This is a genomic window from Nocardia sp. NPDC004068 (genome assembly GCF_042874315.1).
GTDB lineage: Bacteria > Actinomycetota > Actinomycetes > Mycobacteriales > Mycobacteriaceae > Nocardia.
Genome location: NZ_JBIAMW010000021.1, coordinates 1 through 24341, shown reverse-complemented (window position 1 = coordinate 24341; position 24341 = coordinate 1). Strand labels below are relative to the sequence as shown.

Genomic DNA, 24341 nt, shown 5'->3' with positions numbered 1-24341 from the left:
GGGCGGATCCGCGGCCGGACCGATGAATCTGTCGGACCCAGGGTGTCTCATGAGGGTAGGACCCATCGTGCCCCCGGGAGGACTCATGACCGTATCCGTCGCCGCCGCCACCCTCGCCGTCCCCGACGGCCGCCTCTACTACGAGTTGCGCGGCAGCGGGCCGCTGGTGGCGCTGGTCGGCTCGCCCATGCACGCCGCGCCGTTCGCGCCCGTCGCCGAGGCGCTGGCCGCCGATCACACCGTGTTGACCACTGATCCGCGCGGGCACTTCGGCAGTGTGCTCGACGATCCGGAGCAGGACTCGACGCCGGAGTTGCGCGCCGCCGACCTGGCCCGGCTGCTGCGGCACGTGGACGCCGGGCCCGCGGTGGTGTTGGGTTCCTCCGGCGGCGCGATCACGAGTCTGGCGCTGCTGCAAGCGAATCCGGAGCTGGTGCGGCTGGTGGTCGCGCACGAGCCGCCGCTGGCCGAGCTGCTCGACGATCGGGCGCGCCAGCGCGGGGTGCGCGCGCAGATCCGGGCGCTGTTCGAGGCGGGCGACCGGATCGGCGCGATCCGCAAGTTCTTCGACTTCGCCGATATGCGCATTCCCGAGCCGGTGTTCCAGGAATGGTTCGGGGGCGAGCCCACCCCGGAGGAGTTGGCCAACGACCGTTACTTCTATCTGCACGAACTCGAGGGCACCGCGGGCTGGACGCCGGATCTCGCCGCGTTGCGGGCGGTGTCGGACAAGCTGGTCATCGGGATCGGGGAGACCTCGGCGGGCCTGTTCTGCGACCGGGCCTCCCGCGCGCTGGCCGCCGAACTCGGGCTGGAACCGGTGCTGTTCCCCGGCGGGCACGGTGGATTCACCGAGGACGCACCGAAATTCGCCGACCGGCTGCGGGAGGTCATCGGGTGAACGTGGCCGCCTTGTCGGCCAGATCCAGCAGCGGCTGGGGCACGACGCCGAGCACGAGCGTCGCCGCGGCGCTCACCGCGACCACCGCGCTCGTCAGGGGCGGTTCCACGACGCGGGCGACGTCGGCGGGCGGGTCGGTGAAGAACATGAGCACGATGACGCGGATGTAGAAGAACGCCGCGACCGCGCTGGCGATCACGCCGACGATCACCAGCGCGGTGTACCCGCCCGCCCCGGCGGCGGTGAACACCGCGAACTTGCTGACGAATCCGCTGGTGAGCGGGATCCCCGCGAACGACAGCAGGAACAGCGCGAAAACCGTTGCCAGCCACGGCGATCGGCGGCCGAGCCCGGCCCACGCGGCCAGCGCGGTCGCCTCCTCCCCGGCGGCGTCGCGCACGAGGGTGACCACCGCGAACGCGCCCACTGTGCCGATGCCGTAGGCGGCGAGGTAGAACAGCACCGCCGACACCCCGTCGCTGTTGGCGGCGGCGACGCCGGTGAGCATGAATCCGGCGTGCGCGACCGACGAATACGCGAGCATGCGTTTGACGTCGGTCTGGGTGACGGCCATGATCGCGCCGACGGCCATGGTGGCGATCGCGATCGCGGCGAGGAGGGGCCGCCAGTCCTCGCGCAGCCCCGGCACCGCGACCTGCACCAGCCGCAGCAACGCACCGACTGCCGCGATCTTGGTGCCCGCGGCCATGAACGCGGTCACCGGCGTCGGCGCGCCCTGGTACACGTCGGGCACCCAGGACTGGAACGGCACCGCGCCGACCTTGAACAGCAGCCCCACCGCCAGCATCGCGACACCCAGCACCGCAAGGGTTTTGGAGTCGCCGTCGCGGCCGATCGCGTCGGCGATCCCGGCGAAGCGGACGGTTCCGGCGTAGCCGTAGAGCAGGGCCGTGCCGTAGAGGAAGAACGCCGAGGAGAACGCGCCCAGCAGGAAGTACTTCAGCGCCGACTCCTGCGACAGCAGCCGCTGCCGCCGCGCCAGCCCGCACAGCAGATACAGCGGCAGCGACAGTACTTCCAGGGCCACGAACATCGTCAGCAGGTCGTTGGACGCGGGGAACAGCAGCAGCCCGCCGAGCGCGAACAGCGCCAGCGGGAACACCTCGGTGGTGGTGATCCCGGCGCGGGCGGCGGCCTGTTCGTCGGGGCTGCCGGGCATGGCGGCGGCCTGCGGGGTGAACGCGTCGACCGGCACCGCGCCCGCGGCGACGGCGGCCGCGCGGCTCCAGGTGCCGGGACCCTCTCGGCGCACCCGGGATTCGACGCCGCGTTCGGCGATCAACGCCAGCCCGAGGATCGCGGTCACCAGGATGGTCCCTTGCAGGAACAGGGTGACCCCGTCGACGGCGACCGCGTCGACGACGGCGGTGGCGTGGGTGCCCGACAGGGCGATCACCGCCGCCAACGCGCCCGCGCAGCCGCCGAATCCGAGCAGCAGGTGCAGCGGGTAGCGCCAGGAGCGGGGGGCGAACGCCTCGACGAGCACCCCGGCGACGGCGGCGGCGAACACCACCAGCATCGGGGAGAGCAGACCGTATTCGATCGAGGGGGCCGGAACGGTCGCGGCGAGCAGCTGACTCATTTGTGCGCACCTCCGCTGGGCGTGGCGGCCTCCGGCTGCACCGTGGGCCCGGGATCGTTCTTACCGATGGTGGTCAGCGTGCCCGCGACGGCCGGATTGATCAGGTCCAGAACGGGTTTGGGGTAGGCGCCCAGGAACAGCAGCGCCGCCAGCAGCGGCACGACCACCACCAGCTCGCGCGGCACCAGATCGCGCAGCCGTTCGTTGCCGGAGGTGACCGGGCCGGTCATCATCCGCTGGTACAGCCACAGCACGTAGATCGCGGCGAGCACGAGCGCGCCGGTGGCGGCGATCGCGGCGACCGGGTAGCGGGTGAAGGTGCCGACCAGGACGAGGAATTCGCTGACGAACGGCGCGAGGCCGGGCAGCGACAGGGTGGCCAGTCCGGCGATGAGGAAGGTGCCCGCCAGGATGGGGGCGACCTTCTGCACGCCGCCGAATTCGGCGATGACGCGAGTTCCCCTGCGCGAGACCAGGAATCCGGCGATGAGGAACAGCGCGGCGGTGGAGATGCCGTGGTTGACCATGTACAGGGTGGCTCCGGCGCCGCCCTGGTTGGTCATGGCGAAGATGCCGAGGATGATGAACCCGAAGTGCGAGATGGAGGTGTAGGCGATCAGCCGCATCACGTCGGTCTGCCCGATCGCCAGCAGCGCGCCGTAGAGGATGCCGATGACGGCGAGCACGCTGATCAGCGGCGCGTAGGTGCTCGACGCGGACGGGAACAGCAGCAGGCAGTAGCGCAGCATCCCGAAGGTGCCGACCTTGTCGACCACGGCCATCATCAGCACCGCGCTGGCCGGGGTCGCCGACACCGCGGCGTCGGGCAGCCAGGTGTGCAGCGGCCACAGCGGCGCCTTCACCGCGAAGGCGAACATGAATCCGAGGAACAGCGCGTTCAATACCGCTGGGGCCGCGCCCAATTGGCCGGAGTTGGCGGCCTGTACGACGGCGCGGAAGTCGAAGGTGCCGTGATCGCCGCCGATGTTCTCCCGCGCGGTGAGCACATACAGTCCGATGACCGCGGCGAGCATGATCAGCCCGCCGAACAGGTTGTACAGCAAGAACTTCACCGCGGCCCGAGACCGTTGCTGCCGGTGCGCGAGATCGTCGGTGCGGGGCCCGAATCCGCCGATGAGGAAGTACATCGGGATGAGCATGACCTCGAAGAACACGTAGAACAGCAGGATGTCGAGGGAGACGAAGGAGATGAGCACCATCGCCTCGACCACCAGTGTCAGCGCCACGTAGATGTGCGCGACCCGAGGCCCGGCCCCCACCTCGCGTTCGTCGCGCCATCCCGCCAGGATCAGCAACGGCACCAACCCGGCGGTCAGCAGCACCAACACCAGCGCGATCCCGTCGACCCCGAGGGTGTACCCGGCCCCGAAAGCCGGTATCCACTCATGGGATTCGACGAACTGATACCGCCCCCCACCGGGTTCGAACCGCACCGCCACCACGACCCCGACCACGAGCGTGGCCATGGCGACGGCCAACCCGAGCGCGCGGGCGAGCAGACGCTGGGCGGCGGGCACGACCATGACCGCGACGGCCCCGGCGAGCGGAAGCACCCACAGCGTTGTGAGCCAAGGGAATTCGTTCACAGCAGCCTCACCGCGAGCAGGGCGGCGACCACCAGGGCCGCGCCGGTGAACATGGACAGGGCGTAGGAGCGGACGAATCCGGTTTGGACTCTGCGGATTCGGGCCGAGAGGCCGCCGATGACGGCGGCGGTGGTGTTGACCAGGCCGTCGATGCCGCGGGTGTCGACGAAGACCAGGGCGCGGGTCAGGTGGGCGCCGGGGCGCATGAAGGCGGCCTCGTTGACGGTGTCGCCGTAGAGGTCGCGGCGGGCGGCGACGGTGAGGGCGGTGACGTCGGCGGGGGCGGTGGTGGGGACCGGAGAGCGGTACTGGCGCACCGCGATCGCGACGCCGACGGCGACCACGGCGAGGGCGGCGATCGAGACCAGGGCGGCGGAGGAACCGCTCTCGGTCTGGTGTTCCTCGCCGACGACGGGGGCCAGCCAGTGTTGCAGGGAGTCGCCGAACCAGAAGATCAGGCCGGAGAACACCGAGCCGATCGCGAGCAGGATCATCGGGCCGGTCATGATCGCGGGGGCCTCGTGCGGGTGGGCGTCCTCAGGCCAGCGTCGGTCGCCGAAGAAGGTCAGCAGCATGACGCGGGTCATGTAGAAGGCGGTGATGCCCGCGCCGAGCAGCGCGGCCGCGCCCAGGGTGAATCCCGTTGCGCCGCCGTGCCCGAACGCGGCCTCGATGATGCGGTCCTTGGAGAAGAATCCCGCGAACGGCGGCACGCCGATGATGGCGAGGTAGCCCAGGCCGAAGGTGGCGAAGGTGATCGGCAGGACCGCGCGCAGCCCGCCGTAGCGGCGCATGTCGGTCTCGTCGTTCATGGCGTGCATGACCGAGCCCGCGCCGAGGAACAGCCCGGCCTTGAAGAAGCCGTGGGTGAGCAGATGCATGATCGCCACCGCGTACCCGGCGGGACCGAGACCCGCGGCGAGGACCATGTACCCGATCTGGCTCATGGTGGAGGCGGCGAGCGCCTTCTTGATGTCGTCCTTGGCGCAGCCGATGATCGCGCCGAACAGCAGGGTCACCGCGCCGACGATGAGCACCCCGGCTCGCGCGGCGGGCGCGAGGTCGAAGATCGGGTGGGCGCGCGCGATGAGGTACACCCCGGCGGTGACCATGGTGGCGGCGTGGATGAGCGCGGACACGGGGGTGGGGCCCTCCATGGCGTCGCCGAGCCAGGACTGCAACGGCACCTGCGCCGATTTCCCGCACGCCCCCAACAGCAGCAGCAATCCGATGGCGGTGAGGGTGGCCTGCGAGGCGTGCGGCGCCCCGGCGAACACCTGCCCGTAGTCGACCGAGCCGAAGGTGGCGAACATGACGAACAGCGCGATCGCCAACCCCATGTCGCCGACCCGGTTGACCACGAACGCCTTCTTGGCCGCCGTTGCGGCGGAGGGCTTTTCGTACCAGAACCCGATCAGCAGATACGATGCCAGGCCCACGCCCTCCCAGCCCAGGTACAGCACCAGGAAGTTGTCGGCGAGCACCAGCACGAGCATGGCGGCCAAAAACAGGTTGAGGTAGGCGAAGAACCGCCGCCGTCCCGGGTCGTGGCTCATGTAGCCGACCGAGTAGAGGTGGATGAGCGACCCGACGCCGGTGATGAGCAGCACGAAACACATCGACAGCTGATCCAGGCTCAGCGCGAAGTCGGCGTGCAGTCCGGCGACGGGCACCCAGGCGAAGAACGAATGCCGCAGCGCGCGTGCGTCGTTCGCGCGGCCGAGCATCTCGGCGAACGCCCACACCGCGAGCGCGAACGACGCCAGCGCCGTCGCGCAGCCCAGCCAGTGCCCCCACCGGTCGGTGCGGCGGCCCGCGAGCAGCAGGATCGCGGCCCCGGCCAGCGGCAGCGCGGGCAGCAGAACGAGCGTCTGTGCGGTCATCACGTCAGTACTTCAGCAGGTTGGCGTCGTCGACCGAGGTCGAGCGGCGGGCGCGGAAGATGGTCATGATGATGGCGAGGCCGACGACGACCTCGGCGGCGGCCACGACCATGGTGAAGAACGCGAACACCTGGCCGTCGAGGTCGGCGTGTTCGCGGGCGAAGGTGACGAAGGCGAGGTTCACCGCGTTGAGCATGAGCTCGACGCACATGAACACCACGATCGCGTTGCGCCGCACCAGGACTCCGGCCGCGCCGATGGTGAACAGCAGCGCGGACAGGTACAGGTAGTTGTCCGGATTCACCGCAGAGCCTTTCTCTCAGCTCCGGCTCGCGCCGGATGTCGGGGTGGCGCCGCCCTCGTCGTCGCCGACGCCGAGCGCGGCGGCTTCGGTGTTGGCGCGGTGGCGGCGGTGGCGCAGGATGGTGCTGACCGACAGTTCGGCGAACGACCCGTCGGGCAGCCGGGCGGGGGCGTCGACGGCGTTGTGGCGGGCGTACACGCCGGGCGCGGGCAGCGGGGTGATCTGGTGTCCGTCGCGGACGCGTTGGCGCGAGCGCTCCTTCTGGTCGGTGCGGGGCCCGAACCGTTCGCGGTGGGCCAGCACCATCGCGCCGAGGGTGGCGGTGATCAGCAGCGCGCCGGTGAGTTCGAACGCCCACACGTAGCGTACGAAGATCAGATCCGCCAGCGCCGCAATGGGATCGGCCCCGAATCCGGGCCCCTCGGCAGGCTCGGGGCCACCAGGGGAACGGTCGCGCATGCCGCGCGCGATGGCCCCGGTGAGCAGGATCCCGAACCCGAGCCCGACCACGATCACCGCGATCCGGTGTCCGCGCAGGGTTTCGCGCAGCGATTCGGAGGAGTCGACGCCGACGAGCATGAGCACGAACAGGAACAGCATCATCACCGCGCCGGTGTAGACGACGATCTGCACGACGCCGAGGAACACCGCCTTCTGCGCGATGTAGCACACCGACAGCGCGATCATGGTCGCGGCCAGGCACAGCGCGGAGTGCACGGCCTTGCGCGCGCACACCATGCCCAGCGCGCCGGCGACGGCGATGACGGCGAGCACCCAGAACAGCACCGCCTCGCCGGTGGAGGTGCGGGTAACCGTCTCCGCCAGAACGGTAGTCATCACGCGCCGCCTTCCGCGCCGACGGTGGCCGGTTCGTCGGTCCGCTCGCCGGTGATCTTGCCGAGGTAGTAGTCCTCGTCGGTGGCGCCGGGCGGCATCGGGTGCGGGGGTGCGAGCATTCCCGCGCGCAGGGGCGCCAGCAGGTCGTCCTTCTCGAAGATCAGCCGTCCCCGGTTGTCGTCGGCCATCTCGTAGTCGTTGGTCATGGTGAGCGCGCGGGTGGGGCACGCCTCGATGCACAGGCCGCAGCCGATGCAGCGCAGGTAGTTGATCTGGTAGACGCGGCCGTAGCGTTCGCCGGGGGAGAAGCGTTCGGCGTCGGTGTTGTCGGCGCCCTCGACGTAGATGGCGTCGGCGGGGCACGCCCACGCGCACAGTTCGCAGCCGATGCATTTCTCGAGGCCGTCGGGGTGCCGATTGAGTTGGTGGCGGCCGTGATAGCGCGGCGCGGTGGGCACCTTCTCCTCGGGATACTGTTCGGTGTTCTTCTTCTTGAACATGGTGGCGAAGGTGACCCAGAACCCGGCCAGCGGTTCCAGCGGGCCCGGCCGGGGGCTCTCGGTGGCGGGCCGAGAGGGCATGGGCGGCACCGGGAATCCCGCGTAGGCGCTCGGCTCGGCCGGTGCGGGCGCCTCGGGTTCGGTCCGGCGCAGCCCGGCGCGCAGGGCGACGCCGATGAGCAGCAGCGACACCACGATGCCGCCGCCGACCAGGCCGACGGTCTGGACGTGGATGCCGTTGTTCTGCAACACCTTCAGCGACGCGACGACCATCACCCACAGCAGCGACACGGGGATGAGCAGTTTCCAGCCGAGGTTCATGAACTGGTCGTAGCGCAGCCGGGGCAGGGTGCCGCGCAGCCAGATGAACACGAACAGGAAGATCCACACCTTGGCGGTGAACCACAGCACCGGCCACCAGCCGGAGTTCGCGCCGTCCCACAGGTTGAGCGGGAACGGGGCGTGCCAGCCACCGAAGAACAGCGTGGTCGCCAGCGCCGACACCGTGCCCATGTTGATGTACTCGGCCATCATGAACATGGCGAACTTCAGCGAGGAGTATTCGGTGTGGAAGCCGCCGACGAGTTCGCCCTCGGCCTCGGGCAGATCGAAGGGGGCGCGGTTGGTTTCGCCGACCATCGACACCGCGTAGATGGTGAACGACGGCAGCAGCAGCCACACGTTCCAGGTGCCCCACTGGTGTTCGACGATGCCGGAGGTGGACATGGTGCCCGTCAGCAGGAACACCGCCGCGAAACAGGCGGCCATCGCGATCTCGTAGGAGATGACCTGCGCGGTGGAGCGCAACCCGCCCAGCAGCGGATAGGTCGAACCCGACGCCCACCCGGCGAGCACGATGCCGTACACCCCGACCGAGGCCATGGCGAGGATGTAGAGCACCCCGACCGGCATATCGGTCAGCTGCACCGGGGAGTGGGTGCCGAACCAGGACACCTGCGGGCCGAGCGGGATCACCGCGAACGCCATGACCGCGGGGATCAGCGAAATGACCGGTGCCAGAATGTAAATGGGTTTGTCGACCATGGCGGGGACGATGTCCTCCTTGAGGAGCATCTTCACCCCGTCGGCGATGGACTGGAGGTAGCCGCGCGGTCCGGTGCGGTTGGGGCCGATGCGCATCTGCATCCACGCCACGACCTTGCGTTCGATGAGCACCGCGAGCAGCGGGATGAGCAGCAGGTACACGAACACCAGCACCGATTTCAGGACGACCAGCCACCAGGGGTCGTGGCCGAAGGCGCTCAGGTCACTCACGGTGGTCCTCCCGTCGGATCCGCACGAGCTGGCCGGGGGTGGCGCCGAGTTGGCGCGAGACCACCGAGCCGGGGGAATTGAGGGGCAGCCACACCACCCGGTCGGGCATGACGGTGACCGCCAGCGGCAGCACGAGGTGTCCGTGGTCGGTGCTGACCCGCACGGGATCGCCTGTGCTGGCGCCGATTTCGGCGGCGGTGTCGCGCGAGAGCCGCAGCACGGGCGGGCGCGCGGTGGCGGCGAGGTCGGGTGCGCCGTCCTGGCCGCGGCCGCGGTCGAGCAGCATCCGCCAGCCCGCGAGCACGGCCGTGCCGGGAGTGGGGTGCACGGGGTCGGGGACCGGAACGGTCGGTGCGGTGGCGGGTGGTCCGTCCCAGGCGCCCAGCCGTGCCAATTCGGTTCGGGCCGAGGCGATGTCGGGCAGGCCGAGGGGGACGCCCATCTCGTCGGCGAGGGCGTGCAGCACCCGCAGGTCCGGCAGCGGCGCGGCCTCGCGGCGCACGGTGGCGTCGCCCAGCGCGGCCTCGAAGGGGCGTTCGCGGCCTTCCCAGTCGAGGAAGGTGCCCGCCTTCTCCATGGCGGAGGCGACGGGGAACACGACGTCGGCGCGGTCGCTGATCTCGCCGCGCCGCAGCTCCAGGCTGACCACGAACGGGGCGGCGTCCACGGCGGCGAGCGCCGCGTCGGGGTCGGGCAGGTCGGTGGCCTCCACGCCGCCGATCACCAGCGCGCCGAGGGTGGGGGCGGCGGCGAGGATGTGGGCGGTGTCGCGGCCCGGTGCGGTGGGCAGGTCGGCGTGCCACAGGTCGCGAACCTGTTGGCGCGCCCGGGAATCGGTCAGGGGGCGGCCGCCGGGCAGCAGGCCCGGCAGCGCTCCGGCCTCGAGCGCGCCGCGTTCCCCGGCGCGGCGCGGCACCCACGCCAGCGCGGCGCCGGTGGCGTCGGCCAGGCGCGCCGCCGCCGACAGCGCGCCCGGCGCGGTGGCGAGGCGTTCGCCGACCAGGATGACCGCGCCGGGTTCGCGCAGCCGCCCGGCGAGCACGGGATCGGCGGTGAGCAGCTCGTCCAGGACGCGGGCCTCCTCGCCGGGCGCGGCGGCCAGCAGCCGCCCGGACATGCGTTCCAGGCCCCGATCCCCGTAGGGCGCAATCGAATACACCGGCAGGCCGCGGGTGCGGGCGGCCTTGCGCAGGCGCAAATAGACGATCGGGGATTCCTCCTCGGGCGCGAATCCGGCCAGCAGCACCACCGGGGCGGCGGTGAGGGCGGCGTAGTCGACGACGGTGCCGCGCCCGGCGACGCGGGCGGCGAGGAAGTCGGCCTCCTCGCGGGAGTGGGGGCGGGCGCGGAAGTCGATGTCGTCGGTGCCCAGCGCGAGGCGCGCGAATTTGGTGTAGGCGTAGGCGTCTTCGACGGTGACCCGGCCGCCGACGAGCACGCCCGCGTTGCCGCGCGCGGCGGCCAAACCCCGGGCGGCGCGGGCGAGGGCTTCGGGCCAGGACGCGGGAACCAGTTCACCGGTGTCGTCGCGCACGAGCGGGGTGGTGAGCCGGTCGGGTTCGCTGGCGTAGGCAAACGCCCAGCGGCCCTTGTCGCAGTTCCATTCCTCGTTGACCTGCGGGTCGTCACCGGCCAAGCGGCGCAACACCTTTCCGCGGCGGTGGTCGGTGCGCTGGGCGCAGCCCGAGGCGCAGTGTTCGCACACGGCGGGGCTGGAGACGAGATCGAAGGGGCGGGCGCGGAACCGGTAGGCGGTGCCGGTGAGCGCGCCGACGGGGCAGATCTGCACGGTGTTGCCGGAGAAATACGATTGCAGCGGTTCACCGTCGGCGATGCCGACCTGTTCGAGCGCGCCGCGTTCCATCAACTCGATGAACGGGTCCCCGGCGATCTGCTGGGAGAAGCGGGTGCAGCGCGCGCACAGCACGCAGCGTTCCCGGTCCAGCAGCACCGCGGGGGAGAGCGGAATCGGTTTGGGGTAGGTGCGTTTGACGCCCTCGAAGCGGGATTCGGCGCGGCCGTTGGACAGGGCCTGGTTCTGCAACGGGCATTCCCCGCCCTTGTCGCACACCGGGCAGTCGAGGGGATGGTTGATCAGCAGCAGCTCCATCACCCCCTCCTGCGCCTTGGCCGCGGCGGGGGAGGACAGCTGGGTGCGCACGATCATGCCCTCGGCGACGGCCATCGTGCACGAGGCCACCGGTTTGCGTTGACCCTCGACCTCGACCAGGCATTGACGGCAGGCGCCGACGGGGTCGAGCAGGGGGTGGTCGCAGAAGCGGGGGATCTGGATGCCGACGAGTTCGGCGGCGCGGATGAGCAGCGTCCCGGCGGGGACGCTGACGGTGGCGCCGTCGATGGTGAGGCTGACCAGGTCGGCCGGGACGACGTCGTTGGGGTTGCTGCTCACGGTCCTGGTCATCACACACCCTCTGCAACATCGGCCCAGGCGGTGGACCGGGCGGGATCGAAGGGGCATCCGCCGTGGCGCAGATGCTCGAGGTATTCGTCGCGGAAGTACTTCAGCGAGGACACGATCGGGCTGGCCGCGCCGTCGCCGAGCGCGCAGAACGATTTGCCGTTGATGGTGTCGGCGATGTCGAGCAGCGTCGTCAGATCGGTGTCGGTGCCCGCGCCGGATTCGAGGCGCTCGAGCAGTTGCACCAGCCAGTAGGTGCCCTCGCGGCAGGGGGTGCATTTGCCGCAGGACTCGTGGGCGTAGAACTCGGTCCAGCGCAGCACCGCGCGCACCACGCAGGTGGTGTCGTCGAAGATCTGTAATGCCTTGGTGCCCAACATGGATCCGGCGGCGATCACGTTCTCGTAGTCGAGGGGGACGTCGAGGTGCTCGGCGGTCAGCAGCGGGGTCGACGAGCCGCCGGGGGTCCAGAACTTCAGCGTGTGGCCGCGGCGCACCCCGCCCGCGTGGTCGAGCAACTCCCGCAACGTGATTCCCAGCGGGGCCTCGTACTGGCCGGGCCGGGTGACGTGGCCCGACAGCGAGTACAGGGTGAAGCCGGGGGATTTCTCGCTGCCCATCGACCGGAACCACTCCACCCCGCGCGCGAGGATCGGCGGGACGCTGGCGATGGATTCGACATTGTTGACCACGGTCGGGCACGCGTAGAGCCCGGCGACCGCGGGGAACGGGGGCCGCAGCCGGGGTTGGCCGCGGCGGCCCTCGAGGGAGTCGAGCAGCGCGGTCTCCTCACCGCAGATGTAGGCGCCGGCCCCGGCGTGCACGATGAGGTCGAGGTCGAAGCCGGAGCCGAGGATGTCGTGGCCGAGGTATCCGGCCGCGTAGGCCTCGGCGACCGCGCTCTGCAACCGCCGCAGCACCGGCAGCACCTCCCCGCGCACGTAGACGAACGCGTGCGCGGCGCGAATCGCGTAGGCGGCGACGACGATTCCCTCGATCAGCGCGTGCGGGGTGGCGAGCATGAGCGGGATGTCCTTGCAGGTGCCCGGCTCGGATTCGTCGGCGTTGACGACCAGGTAGTGCGGTTTGTCGTCGTCCTGGGGGATGAAGCCCCATTTCATGCCGGTGGGGAATCCGGCCCCGCCGCGCCCGCGCAGCCCGGCGTCCTTGACCGTCGCGATCACCTCGTCGGGCGGCATCCGCAGGGCTCGTTCCAGGCCCTGGTAGCCGTCGTGGGCGCGGTAGGTGTCCAGGGTCCAGGAGCGGGGCCGGTCCCAGGAGCGGGTGAGTACGGGGGCGAGAGTCATTGCGCGCCTTCCTCGTTCGTGTCGCGCGCGGCGCGCAGCCCGGCGAGGGTCGCCGCGCCGGGTTCGCCCTCGGTGGCGTCGGGGCGTTCGTCGGGGAATCCGGCGAGGATGCGGGCGGTGTCGCGGAAGGTGCACACGGGGGCGCCGCTGCGGGTGCCGGTGACCTGTTCGCCGCGGCGCAGCGAATCCACCAGGGCGCGAGCGGATTCGGGGGTCTGGTTGTCGAAGAACTCCCAGTTGACCATGACGACGGGGGCGTAGTCGCAGGCGGCGTTGCATTCGAGGTGCTCGAGGGTGACGGTGCCGTCGGGGGTGGTCTCCCCGGGACCGATGCCCAGATGCTCGGTGAGGTCGGTGAGGATGCGGTCGCCGCCGAGGATCGCGCACAGGGTGTTGGTGCACACCCCGACGTGGTAGTCGCCGGTGGGGGTGCGCCGGTACATGGAGTAGAAGGTGGCCACGGCGGCGACCTCGGCGTCGGTGAGGCCCAATTGTTCGGCGCAGAAACCGATTCCGGTGCCCGAGACGTAGCCTTCGACGCTCTGCACCAGGTGCAGCAGCGGCAGCAGCGCCGAGCGCGGGTGCGGGTAGCGTTCGATGATCTCCTTGGCCTCGAGCTGGAGGCGGTCGCGCACGTCCTGCGGGTAGGGGATCGGGCGCGCGGACAGTTTCAGCAGGATCTCGGTCATCGATCCACACCACCCATCACCGGGTCGATGCTCGCGACCGCGGCGATGACGTCGGCGACCATGCCGCCCTCGCACATCGCCGCCACCGCTTGCAGATTCGTGAACGACGGGTCGCGGTAGTGCACCCGGTAGGGGCGGGTGCCGCCGTCGGAGACCATGTGCACCCCGAGCTCGCCGCGCGGGGACTCCACCGCCGAGTACACCTGTCCCGCGGGCACCCGCATCCCCTCGGTGACGAGTTTGAAGTGGTGGATCAGCGCCTCCATGGAGGTGCCCATGATGCGGCCGATGTGTTCGGGGGAGTTGCCCAGCCCGTCGGGGCCGAGTTTCAGGTCGGCGGGCCAGGCGATCTTCTTGTCCGACACCATGATCGGGCCGGGACGCAGCCGGTCCAGGCACTGTTCGACGATCTTCAGCGATTCGCGCATCTCCTTGACCCGGATGAGGTAGCGGCCGTAGGCGTCGCAGCCGGTGTCGGTGACGACGTCGAAGTCGTAGGTGTCGTAGCCGCAGTAGGGTTGGGCGGTGCGCAGATCGTGCGGCAGCCCGGTGGCGCGCAGGATGGGGCCGGTGATGCCCAGGGCCATGCAGCCCGCCAGGTCGAGGTAGCCGATGCCGCGGGTGCGGGCCTTCCAGATCGGGTTCTCGTTGAGCAGCAGTTCCATGTCCCGCAGCCGGGACGGCATGAGCGCCAACAGGTCTCGGATCTTGGTGACGCCGTCGTCGGGCAGGTCCTGGGCGAGGCCGCCGGGGCGGATGTAGGCGTGGTTCATCCGCAGCCCGGTGATCAGTTCGAAGATGTCGAGGACCAGTTCGCGTTCGCGGAACCCGAACAGCATCGGGGTGAGCGCGCCCAGTTCCATGCCGCCGGTCGCGAGGGCCACCAGATGCGAGGAGATGCGGTTGAGTTCCATCAACAGCACCCGGATCACCGTGGCGCGTTCGGGGATGTCGTCGGTGATGTCGAGCAGTTTCTCCACGCCCAGGCAGTAGGCGGTTTCGTTGAAGAACGGGGAGAGGTAGTCCATGCGGGTGACGAAGGTGACCCCTTGCACCCAGTTGCGGAACTCGAGGTTCTTCTCGATGCCGGTGTGCAGATAGCCGATGCCGCAGCGGGCTTCGGTGACGGTCTCGCCCTCGATCTCGAGGATCAGCCGCAGCACCCCGTGCGTGGAGGGATGCTGCGGGCCCATGTTGACGACGATGCGTTCCTCGGCCGCGCCGCTCAGGGCCTGCTGCACGTCGGCCCAGTCCTGCCCGACGACGGTGACCGTGGTCGGGGGCGTCTGTGTGTCGGTCATCAGCTGTATGCCCTCCGCTGGTCGGGCGGCGGGATGCGCGCGCCCTTGTATTCGACGGGGATGCCGCCGAGCGGGTAGTCCTTGCGCTGCGGATGCCCGCGCCAGTCGTCGGGCATGGTGATGCGGGTCAGCGACGGGTGGCCGTCGAACAGGATCCCGAAGAAGTCGTAGGTCTCGCGTTCGTGCCAGTCGGTGGTCGGATACACCGCGTACAGCGACGGGATGTGCGGATCGTCGTCGGGGGCGGCCACTTCCAGGCGCAGCCGCCGCCCGTGGGTGATCGAGGTGAGGTGGTAGACGGCGTGCAGTTCGCGGCCGGTCTCGTCGGGGTAGTGCACGCCACTCACGCCCAGGCACAGCTCGAACCGCAACGCGGCGTCGTCGCGCATGACGCGCGCGACGGCCGGGAGGTGGGCGCGGCGGATGTGCAGGGTGAGTTCGCCGCGGAACACCACGATCTTCTCCACCGCGGCGTCGAAACCGTTGTCGGGCAACGCCTCTCGCAGCCGGTCGACGAGGTCGTCGAAGTAGCCGCCGTAGGGGGGTGCGGTGCCGCCGGGCAGGGCGACGGTGCGCACGAGGCGGCCGTAGCCGGAGGTGTCGCCGGTGCCGGTGACGCCGAACATGCCGCGCCGCACGCCGATCACCTCGTCGCCGGGCGCGGCGCGCTCGTCCTGTTCGGCGCGGGTGGCCTCGTCCTGGTCGGTGGGTTCGCGGTCCTCGCTCATCGCAGCAGTCCCGTCATCCGCACGGTCGGGGTGACCGCGAGCGCGGCGGCCTCGGCGGCGCGCACCGCCTCCTCGCGGTCCACGCCGAGGGGCATCTGCTGGATCTTCTCGTGCAGTTTCAGGATCGCGTGCAGCAGCATCTCCGGGCGCGGCGGACAGCCGGGCAGGTAGATGTCCACGGGCACAACGTGATCCACGCCTTGGACGATGGCGTAGTTGTTGAACATCCCGCCCGAGGACGCGCACACGCCCATGGCGAGCACCCATTTCGGTTCGGTCATCTGGTCGTAGACCTGCCGCAGCACCGGCGCCATCTTCTGGCTGACCCGGCCCGCGACGATCATCAGATCCGCCTGGCGGGGCGAGGCACGGAACGCCTCCATCCCGAACCGGGCGAGGTCGAATCGGCCCGCGCCGGTGGCCATCATCTCGATCGCGCAGCACGCCAGCCCGAAGGTGGCGGGCCACAGCGAGCCCTTGCGCAGATAGCCCGCGAACTGTTCGACCGTGCTCAGCAGGAATCCGCTGGGCAACTTCTCCTCGAGACCCATTGTCGTTTCTTCCCTCGGCTCAGTCCCAGCTCAGGCCGCCGCGCCGCCACTCGTACGCGTAGGCCACCGAGACGTTGAAGATGAACAGCGCCATCGCGGCCAGCCCGAACACACCCAGCGCATCGAAGTGGATCGCCCACGGGTAGAGGAACACGATCTCGATGTCGAAGATGATGAACAGCATCGCGGTCAGGTAGTACTTGACCGGAAACCGTTGTCCGGCAGCGTTTCCCGGGCCGCCGCCCACCGCGTGCGGGGTGGGTTCGATACCGCATTCGTAGGCTTCGAGTTTGGCCCGGTTGTAGCGTTTGGGGCCGATGAAGGCCGCGAGCGCCAGCGAGACCAGCGCGAACGCCGCCGCGATCGCGCCCAGGACGAGGGTCGGCACCTCGGTGTTCACAACTGCAACCCCTCCTCGAGACCTGACGCGGACGGCAGCTGCCGAGGCGGGGCTGACATCGTCGTCGGCCGGGCCAGTCTCGCCCCTGGGCCCGCTCGGCACGCGGCACGGACGAAGGGGAGAGTCTGCGGCCAGACGTGATGTCGACGCCCGCGCTCGTGTGAGCTAGGGCACAGCCTACAACCGTTCCTTCTGAATACCGCGGGAATGCGGGGGGTGTTTGATCGATTTCCGTACTGCGATTTATGACCGAATCGACGCAATCGCCCCGATTCGTCACATGACGGCGGCGTCGGGAACGCGGCCGAGCACCGCGGCGAAGTCCAGCACCCGATGACTCTCGTGATCGCGCGCCCACACCAGCCCGAGCCGGGACTCGGGCACCCCGCGCACCGGCACGAACGCCACGTCGGGGCGGCGATGGTAGTCGGCGGTGGTGCGGCACAACAGGAGTGCGCCGCGCCCGGCGGCGACCGCGGCGATCGCCTCCTGGGTGGTGCGCACGCGCGGACCCGCGGGAATAGGATCCCCGGCCGGGGTGTGGGTGGGGGCTTGGGCCAGGCGCCAATAGTCCGGTGCGGGAGCGGCGGTCGCGATGAGCGGGCAGGCGGTGAGCTCGTTGGCGTGCAGGGCGGGGCGGGCGGCGAAGGGGTGGTCGGCGGCGACGACGAGGACCTGCGGGCGGGGCGGCAGGATCTGCCCGAGCGCGAGATCGGGTTCGGCGACCGGCAGCAGTACCAGCGCGGCGTCGGTCTCCTGGCGGCGCACCGGGCCGAACGGGTCGGCGTAGGGGATTTCGACGAGTTCCACGGTGACCTCGGGGTGGTGGTCGCGAAAGGCGCTGACGGCGGCCATGATTCGTTCGTCGGCGCTGCCCTGGAACCCGATGCGCAGCACCCCGTGGCGGCCGCGGGCGGTGGCGCGGGCGGCGTCGACGGCGGCGCGCAGGTCGCGGTAGGCGGTGTCGAGGTCGGGGTAGAGCTGCTCGCCGAGCGGGGTCAGGCGCACGCGGCGGCTGGTGCGGTCGACCAGGCGGGCGCCGATGCGGCCTTCGAGGGCGCGAAGCAGTTGCGAGATCCGGCTCTGCGACAGGCGCAGCCGTGCGGCGGCCCGGCCGAAGTGCAGTTCCTCGGCCACGGCGAGGAACGCCTCCAGTTCGCGCAGCTCCATCGCGGCTCCTTCCTCGGTCGATGAGTCCCGCTCATAGAAGGATGAGGACTTCGCCGTTGTTCCCGCCGGTGGTCGCGGGTTGGCTGGGGGTATGACGGATGTGTGCGTTGATTCGGTTGCGCGGCAGGGTGTTTCGGGTGGCTGGCCGGCGGTGGCGGTGGTGGCGGCGGGGACGTTCACGGCGGTGACCTCGGAGATGCTGCCGGTGGGGTTGCTGACTCCGGTCGGTGCGGGGTTGGGGATCTCCGACGGGCGGGCGGGGTCGGCGTTGACGATCACCGGGGTGCTGGCCATGACCGCGCCGCTGGTGCCGGTGGTGTGGGGGCGGGTGGATCGGCGGGTGGTGTTGTGCGTGATGCTGGGGGTGGTGGCGGTGGGGAATCTGCTGTCGGCGGTGGCGCCGGGATTCGGGACGCTGGTGGCGGGGCGGGTGCTGATCGGGGTGGGCATGGGTGGGGTGTGGGCGGTGTCGGGCAGTCTCGGGGCGCGGCTGGTCGGGGCGGGGTCGGTGGGGCGGGCGACGTCGGTGATCTTCAGCGGGGTCGCGGTGGCCTCGGTGCTCGGGGTGCCCGCGGGAACGTATCTGGGGTCGACGGTCGGGTGGCGGTGGGCGTTCGGGGCGGCGGCGCTGCTGGCGCTGGGGGTCGCGGCGGCCGTGACGCTGGTCGTGCCGTCACTGCCCGCCGCGCGCGCCGCGTCGCCGCGGGCGTTGCCCGCGCTGCTGGCCCGGCCGTCGCTGCGCACCGGCATGATCGTGGTGGTGCTGCTGGTGACCGGGCATTTCGCCGCCTACACCTATATCCGGCCGTTCCTCGAACAGGCCACCGCCGCCACCGCGCCCACGATCGGCACGGTGCTGCTCGGTTACGGAATCGCCGGTGTCGCAGGCACATTCACCCTCGGCGCGCTCGCCGCGCGCGCCCCGCGCCGGGCGGTGCTGCTGATCACCCTCACCCTGCCCGCCGCGGTGGCCGCGCTCGCGCTCACCCACACGCTGCCCGTGGCGACCACGCTGCTCGTGGTGTGGGGCGTCGCCTACGGCGGTGTGTCGGTGACCTCGCAGAACTGGACCGTGGCCGCCGCGCCCGACGCCCGCGAGGCGGCCTCGGCGATCCTGGTCGCGGTGTTCAACGGCTCGATCGCGTTGGGCGCGTTGGTCGGTGGCGGTGTCGTCGACGGGTTCGGGATCCGCGCGGGGCTGTGGTCGTGCGTGGGGCTGGTGGTCGCGGCGGGCGTGGTGGCGGCGGTGGGCGCTCGGCCCGCCGCCACTCGGTGACCGGGCTAGGCCGCGGGGCGGCCGCGCAGGGCGCCGGTGACGGCCTCGGTGAGGTGGAAGGGGTCGATGGGGTGGGAGGTGGCGGCGTCGGCGCGGGACCAGTTGGCGAGCCAGGCGTCGTCGGCGCGGGCGGTGAGCACGACCAGCGGCGGGCAGGCGGGGATCTCGTCCTTGAGCTGTTTGGCCAGGCCGAGACCGCCGGTGGGAGCCGCTTCGCCGTCGAGGATGGCCAGGTCCACCTCGCCCGCGTCGAGGTGCGCGATGACGACGGGCGCGGTGGCGACCTCGAGGTAGTCGAACGCGGGCAGGTCGGGGTGGGGGTGTCGGCCCAGGGCCAGCATCACCTGGGCGCGGGTGTCGGCATCGCTTGAGTACACGAGAACCCGCAGCGTCGCGGGACGGATCGCATCGGCCACGGTTCGAATGCTACGTCCGCAGGGGGGGAAGGTTGGTCAGGTTGCGGTACTCCGCGGCGCGTCGGCGCGGGGACTTCACCGGCGGGTTGATCGTTCCTGCTGGAATCGTTGCTGGTCACCGGGGCGAAAACGCGAGATCCTGAACGACACAGAGGGCAACGACGGTAGGGCGGCAGATATGCGGATCTCGGAGATTCTGCGCAGGAAGGGCGCCGACGTGGTGACGATCGCGCCCGACGCGAGCGTGCGGGAGCTACTTCAGGTACTGGCCGAACACAATGTCGGCGCGGTCGTGGTGTCGGCGAACGGAATCGGCATCGATGGCATCGTGTCCGAACGCGACATCGTGCGCCGACTGCACGCGGTGGGCGCGGCGCTGCTGGATCATCCGGTGGCCGACATCATGACCGCGGTGGTGCACACCTGCGCCCCCGACGACCGGGTGGAAAGCCTCCGCGCCACCATGACCGACCACCGTATCCGGCACCTGCCCGTCCTCGACGCGGGCCGCATGGTCGGCATCGTCAGCATCGGGGACGTGGTGAAGAGCGCGATCTCCGAACTCGAGGACGAGCGCGAACACCTCGTGCAGTACCTGCAGGGGTAATTACGCCAGGCCCCAGGCGTGCAGCAGGTAGGTGATGTTGGCGGCGATCGAGGTGACGACGTTGGCCAGATTCAGGACGGCCGAGCCGAGATCGAACATGGGGCGGAACTCCTCACGACGGTAGTGCTCGCCCGCCACGGTAGGCCGGGGTACGCGGGCGCGGCAACCCGTATCCCGGTCGCGTGCGGGGTCGGGATATGGCAAGGTGGTCAGCGCTGAGACGTTCTCCCGCAGCGGGTTTCGACGCTCCTCGCGCGGGCGCGGCACGCGGGCGGGATGGCCGATCTCACGGACCCGAGGGCGCTGTGGTCGGGCTCACCGGGGCGTGGTCGGCACAGGTGGGCGGGGATACGGCGTGACAGGGTTCGAGCAGCTGACCGAGCGATTCCTGGCGGCCCTGCGGGCCGGCGGGGGTGGTGTCGCGGGCGCGTGCCGTGCCAGTGTGCGCGTGCTGCCGGTGCAGCGCGCCGCGATCGTGATCGATGAACAGCACGCGGGCGTGCAACCGTGGTGCAGCAGCGACGCCGTGGCCGCGGGCGTCGAGGCCGTGCAGGCCACCGTCGGGGAGGGTCCGGCCGTGGACGCCGTCGCCACGGGAGTGCCGGTGCCGGTTCGGGATCTGGCCGGGCCCGGGGACCGCTGGCCCGGATTCGCCGACGCCCTCGCGGGGACGCGCGTGTCGGGGGCGATGGTCGCGGTGCCGCTTCGGTTGGGGGCGTTGCGTTTCGGGGCCTTGGACCTCTACCGCGACGAGCCCGGTCCGCTCGACGAGGCCGCCCTGTCGGCGGGCCTGCACATCGCCGATCTCATCACCGCGCAGCTGGTGCTGGCCCGCTCCCGCCGCTTCGGCACCGACCTCGACGACGACTGGCTCGAACAACCCATGGCCAGCCGAGCCATCCATCAGGCCGCGGGAATGGTTGTGGCGCAATCGAACGTGACGGTCCCCGACGCCTACGCGCGGCTGCGCGCCTACGCCTTCGGGCACGGGATGTCGCTGGCCGAGGTCGCGCACGCGGTGGTGGCGCGGCGGGTGCGGTTCGACGGGGAGTGAGTGCGATCCGGCACGCGCTGCGATGTCGCATGCGATGCCAGGGCGAGGGCGCGCGCGGTGATCATCGTGCGGCACGGCCAATTTCGCGTCGCGGCTCACCGGGGCGGCCCGGCCGATTCCGCGTCGCGGCTCATCGAACGGCCCGGCCGATTCCGCGCTGCGACTCACTGGGCGGCCCGGCCGATTCCGCGCCGCGGCTCAGTCGAGGAAGGGGTCGGTGTCCTCGGTGCCGTCGACGACGGCGGCGGCGACCTCGGCGAGGCGGCGGCCGGTGCGGTGGGCGTGGGCGCGCAGGCGGCGGAACGCCTCGGCCATGTCGAGGCCGCCGCGTTCGGCGAGAACGCCTTTGGCCTGTTCGATGACGATGCGGGTGCGCAGCACGGCGGGCAGGTGGGCGGTCAGGTCGTCCAGGCGCGGCAGCGCGACCCGGGCGGTGATGCCCAGGCCCGCGAGATCGGCGAGGGCCTGTCCGGCGCGCAGGGCGGCGGGGTCGGGGCCGCCGGGGGTGGCGGTGAGGATGGTGAGGGCGCCGACGCTGCCGCCGCGCGCCCGCAGCGGCAGCGCGCACGCCGCGCGGTAGCCGAAATCCATTGCGCGCTGGCAGAATTCGGGCCAGCGGTGGTTGGTGCGGGCGAGGTCGGCGACCACGGTGGGCGCCCCGGTGCGGAAGGTGTGCCGGCCGGGGCCGTCGAGCGCCTCGACCTGCAACAGCTCCAGCAGGTCGGGTTCCTCGCTGGTGGACGCCATCAGTTGCAGGTCGCGGCGGTGGTCGGCGAGGAACAGGCCGGCGTCGGCGCCGCCGGTGAGCGGCGGGCAGGCGTCGACCAGGTGCTGGGCCAGGTCGACGACGTCGAAGTCGTGGGCGAGCACCTCTAGCCCGGCGATCAGCGCCGTCAGCAGGGGGTGCTCGTCGTCGGGCCGCATAGCGCCTCCGGGCGGGACGAAGGGAGTCACGCGCATACGGGATTCCATGCTGGCATCTGTGCGCCACTGTTGTCGACGGCCGTTGACACCGCAACAAAGTTGAAACAGCCACGCCGGTCGGGTGTTTCGGGGACGGTCCGGCGGTCATACCATCGAGGGGTTCGGCTCAGCGCGATGTCGGGCGAGGTGTCGGCACGGACGAGGGCGAACCGGGATGGGTGAGGGCGAGCGGCGTTGGCGCGGTTGGAAACGGTTCTCGCCGAACCCGATTCATGATCGCGCCGAAACACGACGATATGCTCTTTTCACCGCTTCGTAACAGCGAAACCGCCCAGTACCCCCGGGCCCCGGGTGCACAATTCCATGCGGGCGGATTGTTCGATCGCCACCCCCGCGGTACACGACACCGCTGCCCGGGTGGGGCCCGGGATGTGCCTCGACCCCCGAACCTCACCCCCGCCCAGCCGCCCCACCGTGTGAACAATCCGCCCATCCAACGTGCGCGTGCCGGTGGGTCATCGCCGGGCGGGGCCGAGCCATGCCGTGATGTCGATGACGGCGTCGCAGTAGTCGTCGGTGTCGTCGAGGACGGGTCGGTCGTCGAGGTCGCCGGTGCGGGCCAGGGGCGCCAATTCCTGTGTGAGATAGGCGTATCCGGTTTGTCGGCCCGGGCCCGCGGTGACGTCCAGATCGATGCCGTAGGTGCGGGCGCTGCGGGTGACCTTGATGTAGATGCGGCAGGTGTCGGCGTCGCGGTGGAGGAATCCGGCGAAGGCGAAGTCGTCGGCGAACCAGGGTATGCCGCCGCCGGTGAGCAGGCTGAACAGACCGAAAAGGCGTTGGTCCCCCGGATCGGTCACGATCGTGGTGTCGAATCCGAGGTCGGCGGCGGCAATGACGATGTCGCCGTGGCTGTCTCGGGGCTGGTTCGAGTGGTCCGCCGCCACGCGGTCGAGTACGGGCGCGACGACGAAACGGGCATGATCGAGGGCACTGGGAACGTCGAGTTGAGAGCCCAGGTCATACTCGACCGCGACCCCGGGCCGCATATCCGCGCTGTCGCACAACACAATCCGTGCGCGCCCGGCCCCGCCGCGCACCACCCCGCGAAGCCGGGGACCGCCGCCGGAACCGATCGGAGCGAGCACGAACGGAATCGCCCGAGAGAGCAGAAAATCGAACCGCGCATCGGCGTCGGACAACCGCATTCCTCCTCGGTCGGCGTGACTTGACGACGCACAGGGCGTGCGAGGGAAACCCTGTGCGTCGCACCGGGATCGGGCCGGATGCTACATAACCTGCTCCCAGCTACCGCGGGTGTCGATGTGGGTGGCGTCGGCGAGGGACTCGAGTTCGGTGATTTCCTCGGCGGTGAGTTCGATGTCGCGGGCGCGGCGGAGGCCGTCGATGTGGGCGGGCTTTGTGACGCCGATGAGGGGGGTGGTGCCCTTGGTGAGGGCCCAGGCGGTGGCGATGTCGGCGGCGGAGGCGCCGTGGGGGGCGGCGAGGGCTGTCATGCGGTCGGTGAGGGTTTGGAGTTGGGGGAGGACGGGGTTGTAGACGGTGGCGCGGGCGCTGCCGGGTGGGAGCGGGTGGGTGGGGGTGTAGGTGCCGGTGAGGGCGCCTTGTTCGAGGACCATGTAGGAGAGGAACGGGATGTCGTGGGTGCGGCAGTGGGCGAGGATGCCCGCGTGTTCGGAGTTGCGGTAGAGCAGGCTGTAGTGGTTCTGGACGGCCTCGACGCGGTAGCCGGCCGTGCCGAGGATGCGGTCGGCGAGGGTGATCTGTTCGAGGTTGTGGTTGGAGACGCCGACGTGTCGGATCTTGCCGCTGCGCAGGAGCGGGATCAGCGCCGGTGTCCAGCGGGCCACGTCGGCGGGGTTGTGGATCCAGTACAGGTCGACATAGTCGGTGTCGAGGCGGTCGAGGCTCTGGTCGAGCATGGTCGCGACCGGATCGTCGCCGTTGCCCGCGATCTGTGGGGTGAACTTCGTCGACAGTTGGAACTCGTTGCGGGAGTGGCCTTTCAGGGCCTGCGCGAGGGCCGTCTCGGAGTGGCCCATGCCGTACACCGCCGCGGTGTCCCACAGGGTGAATCCGTGGGCGTGTGCCTTCTCGACGACCTCGCGCAGGCCGGAGGGGGTCAGCGGGCTGCCGAAGTAGCCGTCGCCCGGCGCGCCGCTGTCTCCCCAGGCCCAGGTGCCGAGCGCCACCGGCGCGATGGTGCCGAATACGTCAGATGTCATGTCTCCAGCAGACCGCGCGCGCCGCCGCGGGAGAAGGTCGCGTTCATCGGGGTATCGTCTCGACCCCCCTCGGGTGGCGACCGGCGGCTAGCGTGGAGGTCATGGACCAGCAGCCCGGCAACCGCGACGACATCCGGCATTTCCTTGCCAGTCGGCGGGCCCGGCTCAGCCCGGTGCAGGTCGGGCTGCCCATGGGGCCGCGGCGTCGGGTCGCGGGGTTGCGGCGTGAGGAGGTCGCGGTGCTCGCGGGGGCTAGCCTTGGATAAGTGGCCCCTTAGCGAGAGGGAGTGGTCACCGTGCCGAAACCGCAGGTCAAACGCACTAGCTACAGTGACGTGACGCT

At 70.7% G+C, this 24341-nt stretch carries 24 protein-coding genes; 5 read left to right on the top strand and 19 right to left on the bottom strand.

The annotated features are described in order from the left end of the window. The first annotated feature begins 85 nt into the window (after nt 1–85). Nucleotides 86–901, top strand: a complete 816-nt coding sequence (locus tag ACFYTQ_RS34735; protein WP_387370068.1) for an alpha/beta fold hydrolase — start codon at nt 86–88, stop codon at nt 899–901. Here the strand turns inward: ACFYTQ_RS34735 and nuoN are convergent. From nuoN to ACFYTQ_RS34665, 14 genes are all read right to left on the bottom strand, one after another. Then, nucleotides 891–2504 (bottom strand): NADH-quinone oxidoreductase subunit NuoN, encoded by a 1614-nt coding sequence (nuoN, locus tag ACFYTQ_RS34730; RefSeq protein WP_387370066.1) that lies wholly within the window; start codon nt 2502–2504, stop codon nt 891–893. The two genes, ACFYTQ_RS34735 and nuoN, sit on opposite strands and share 11 nt — an antisense overlap. Beyond that, entirely contained in the window at nt 2501–4111 is a 1611-nt protein-coding gene (locus ACFYTQ_RS34725; RefSeq protein WP_387370064.1) for an NADH-quinone oxidoreductase subunit M, read from the bottom strand. The genes nuoN and ACFYTQ_RS34725 overlap by 4 nt, the downstream gene beginning before the upstream one ends. Further along, on the bottom strand, nt 4108–5994 hold the full coding sequence (gene nuoL, locus ACFYTQ_RS34720) for an NADH-quinone oxidoreductase subunit L (RefSeq protein ID WP_387370062.1): 1887 nt from the start codon (nt 5992–5994) through the stop codon (nt 4108–4110). Before nuoL ends, ACFYTQ_RS34725 begins: the two co-directional genes overlap by 4 nt. A 4-nt stretch (nt 5995–5998) precedes the next feature. After that, entirely contained in the window at nt 5999–6298 is a 300-nt protein-coding gene (gene nuoK, locus ACFYTQ_RS34715) for an NADH-quinone oxidoreductase subunit NuoK (RefSeq protein ID WP_387370060.1), read from the bottom strand. Nucleotides 6299–6313: 15 nt separating this feature from the next. Continuing rightward, on the bottom strand, nt 6314–7135 hold the full coding sequence (locus ACFYTQ_RS34710) for an NADH-quinone oxidoreductase subunit J (RefSeq protein ID WP_387370058.1): 822 nt from the start codon (nt 7133–7135) through the stop codon (nt 6314–6316). Beyond that, entirely contained in the window at nt 7135–8910 is a 1776-nt protein-coding gene (gene nuoH, locus ACFYTQ_RS34705; protein WP_387370056.1) for an NADH-quinone oxidoreductase subunit NuoH, read from the bottom strand. The genes ACFYTQ_RS34710 and nuoH overlap by 1 nt, the downstream gene beginning before the upstream one ends. After that, complete coding sequence (locus ACFYTQ_RS34700) at nt 8903–11332, bottom strand: NADH-quinone oxidoreductase subunit G (RefSeq protein WP_387370054.1); 2430 nt, start codon at nt 11330–11332, stop codon at nt 8903–8905. Before ACFYTQ_RS34700 ends, nuoH begins: the two co-directional genes overlap by 8 nt. Further along, complete coding sequence (gene nuoF, locus ACFYTQ_RS34695) at nt 11332–12636, bottom strand: NADH-quinone oxidoreductase subunit NuoF (RefSeq protein WP_387370052.1); 1305 nt, start codon at nt 12634–12636, stop codon at nt 11332–11334. Before nuoF ends, ACFYTQ_RS34700 begins: the two co-directional genes overlap by 1 nt. After that, on the bottom strand, nt 12633–13325 hold the full coding sequence (nuoE, locus tag ACFYTQ_RS34690) for an NADH-quinone oxidoreductase subunit NuoE (protein WP_387370050.1): 693 nt from the start codon (nt 13323–13325) through the stop codon (nt 12633–12635). Before nuoE ends, nuoF begins: the two co-directional genes overlap by 4 nt. Further along, entirely contained in the window at nt 13322–14626 is a 1305-nt protein-coding gene (nuoD, locus tag ACFYTQ_RS34685) for an NADH dehydrogenase (quinone) subunit D (RefSeq protein ID WP_387370048.1), read from the bottom strand. The genes nuoE and nuoD overlap by 4 nt, the downstream gene beginning before the upstream one ends. After that, the gene (locus ACFYTQ_RS34680) at nt 14626–15354 is read right to left on the bottom strand and encodes an NADH-quinone oxidoreductase subunit C (protein ID WP_387370046.1); all 729 of its coding nucleotides are present in this window, start codon (nt 15352–15354) and stop codon (nt 14626–14628) included. Before ACFYTQ_RS34680 ends, nuoD begins: the two co-directional genes overlap by 1 nt. Next, entirely contained in the window at nt 15351–15905 is a 555-nt protein-coding gene (locus ACFYTQ_RS34675; protein ID WP_387370044.1) for a NuoB/complex I 20 kDa subunit family protein, read from the bottom strand. The genes ACFYTQ_RS34680 and ACFYTQ_RS34675 overlap by 4 nt, the downstream gene beginning before the upstream one ends. Nucleotides 15906–15924: 19 nt before the next feature. Next, nucleotides 15925–16305, bottom strand: a complete 381-nt coding sequence (locus ACFYTQ_RS34670; RefSeq protein WP_387370042.1) for an NADH-quinone oxidoreductase subunit A — start codon at nt 16303–16305, stop codon at nt 15925–15927. A gap of 276 nt (nt 16306–16581) precedes the next feature. Next, entirely contained in the window at nt 16582–17475 is an 894-nt protein-coding gene (locus ACFYTQ_RS34665; RefSeq protein WP_387370040.1) for a LysR family transcriptional regulator, read from the bottom strand. 91 nt (nt 17476–17566) lie between these two features. On the opposite strand from ACFYTQ_RS34665, the gene ACFYTQ_RS34660 reads away from it, so the two are divergent. Further along, the gene (locus ACFYTQ_RS34660) at nt 17567–18751 is read left to right on the top strand and encodes an MFS transporter (RefSeq protein ID WP_387370038.1); all 1185 of its coding nucleotides are present in this window, start codon (nt 17567–17569) and stop codon (nt 18749–18751) included. Between the two features lie 5 nt (nt 18752–18756). Here ACFYTQ_RS34660 and ACFYTQ_RS34655 read toward each other — a convergent pair whose 3' ends face one another. After that, entirely contained in the window at nt 18757–19167 is a 411-nt protein-coding gene (locus ACFYTQ_RS34655) for a hypothetical protein (protein WP_387370036.1), read from the bottom strand. 178 nt (nt 19168–19345) lie between these two features. Between ACFYTQ_RS34655 and ACFYTQ_RS34650 the strand changes: the two genes are divergently transcribed. Next, nucleotides 19346–19774, top strand: coding sequence for a CBS domain-containing protein (locus ACFYTQ_RS34650; RefSeq protein WP_387370034.1), 429 nt, complete (start codon nt 19346–19348; stop codon nt 19772–19774). Here ACFYTQ_RS34650 and ACFYTQ_RS34645 read toward each other — a convergent pair whose 3' ends face one another. Next, nucleotides 19775–19912 carry a hypothetical protein gene (locus ACFYTQ_RS34645; RefSeq protein ID WP_387370031.1) on the bottom strand — a complete coding sequence of 46 codons (138 nt, stop codon included), beginning with the start codon at nt 19910–19912 and terminating at the stop codon, nt 19775–19777. It lies immediately after the preceding gene. A gap of 217 nt (nt 19913–20129) precedes the next feature. Here ACFYTQ_RS34645 and ACFYTQ_RS34640 point away from each other — a divergent pair, with 217 nt between their 5' ends. Further along, on the top strand, nt 20130–20828 hold the full coding sequence (locus ACFYTQ_RS34640) for a GAF and ANTAR domain-containing protein (protein WP_387370028.1): 699 nt from the start codon (nt 20130–20132) through the stop codon (nt 20826–20828). Between the two features lie 198 nt (nt 20829–21026). Here the strand turns inward: ACFYTQ_RS34640 and ACFYTQ_RS34635 are convergent, their stop codons facing one another. The 3 genes from ACFYTQ_RS34635 to ACFYTQ_RS34625 all read right to left on the bottom strand — a co-directional run bounded on the left by ACFYTQ_RS34635 (nt 21027) and on the right by ACFYTQ_RS34625 (nt 23998). Continuing rightward, entirely contained in the window at nt 21027–21788 is a 762-nt protein-coding gene (locus ACFYTQ_RS34635; protein ID WP_387370026.1) for an ANTAR domain-containing protein, read from the bottom strand. Between the two features lie 479 nt (nt 21789–22267). Continuing rightward, the gene (locus tag ACFYTQ_RS34630) at nt 22268–22954 is read right to left on the bottom strand and encodes a hypothetical protein (protein WP_387370024.1); all 687 of its coding nucleotides are present in this window, start codon (nt 22952–22954) and stop codon (nt 22268–22270) included. 87 nt (nt 22955–23041) lie between these two features. Further along, nucleotides 23042–23998 (bottom strand): aldo/keto reductase, encoded by a 957-nt coding sequence (locus ACFYTQ_RS34625; RefSeq protein ID WP_387370022.1) that lies wholly within the window; start codon nt 23996–23998, stop codon nt 23042–23044. Between the two features lie 101 nt (nt 23999–24099). Between ACFYTQ_RS34625 and ACFYTQ_RS34620 the strand changes: the two genes are divergently transcribed. Beyond that, nucleotides 24100–24264: a hypothetical protein gene (locus ACFYTQ_RS34620; protein ID WP_387370020.1), complete on the top strand. Its 165-nt coding sequence runs from the start codon at nt 24100–24102 to the stop codon at nt 24262–24264. Nucleotides 24265–24341: the final 77 nt, after the last annotated feature.

Coding starts and splice junctions, on each gene's coding strand:
- ACFYTQ_RS34680 (WP_387370046.1), bottom strand. CDS start 15,354: ATGAGCGAGGACCGCGAACCCACCGACCAGGACGAGGCCACCCGCGCC.
- ACFYTQ_RS34735 (WP_387370068.1), top strand. CDS start 86: ATGACCGTATCCGTCGCCGCCGCCACCCTCGCCGTCCCCGACGGCCGC.
- ACFYTQ_RS34700 (WP_387370054.1), bottom strand. CDS start 11,332: ATGACCAGGACCGTGAGCAGCAACCCCAACGACGTCGTCCCGGCCGAC.
- ACFYTQ_RS34650 (WP_387370034.1), top strand. CDS start 19,346: ATGCGGATCTCGGAGATTCTGCGCAGGAAGGGCGCCGACGTGGTGACG.
- nuoL (WP_387370062.1), bottom strand. CDS start 5,994: ATGACCGCACAGACGCTCGTTCTGCTGCCCGCGCTGCCGCTGGCCGGG.
- ACFYTQ_RS34665 (WP_387370040.1), bottom strand. CDS start 17,475: ATGGAGCTGCGCGAACTGGAGGCGTTCCTCGCCGTGGCCGAGGAACTG.
- ACFYTQ_RS34620 (WP_387370020.1), top strand. CDS start 24,100: ATGGACCAGCAGCCCGGCAACCGCGACGACATCCGGCATTTCCTTGCC.
- ACFYTQ_RS34660 (WP_387370038.1), top strand. CDS start 17,567: ATGACGGATGTGTGCGTTGATTCGGTTGCGCGGCAGGGTGTTTCGGGT.
- ACFYTQ_RS34710 (WP_387370058.1), bottom strand. CDS start 7,135: ATGACTACCGTTCTGGCGGAGACGGTTACCCGCACCTCCACCGGCGAG.
- nuoE (WP_387370050.1), bottom strand. CDS start 13,325: ATGACCGAGATCCTGCTGAAACTGTCCGCGCGCCCGATCCCCTACCCG.
- ACFYTQ_RS34625 (WP_387370022.1), bottom strand. CDS start 23,998: ATGACATCTGACGTATTCGGCACCATCGCGCCGGTGGCGCTCGGCACC.
- nuoD (WP_387370048.1), bottom strand. CDS start 14,626: ATGACCGACACACAGACGCCCCCGACCACGGTCACCGTCGTCGGGCAG.
- ACFYTQ_RS34675 (WP_387370044.1), bottom strand. CDS start 15,905: ATGGGTCTCGAGGAGAAGTTGCCCAGCGGATTCCTGCTGAGCACGGTC.
- ACFYTQ_RS34635 (WP_387370026.1), bottom strand. CDS start 21,788: ATGCGCGTGACTCCCTTCGTCCCGCCCGGAGGCGCTATGCGGCCCGAC.
- nuoF (WP_387370052.1), bottom strand. CDS start 12,636: ATGACTCTCGCCCCCGTACTCACCCGCTCCTGGGACCGGCCCCGCTCC.
- nuoN (WP_387370066.1), bottom strand. CDS start 2,504: ATGAGTCAGCTGCTCGCCGCGACCGTTCCGGCCCCCTCGATCGAATAC.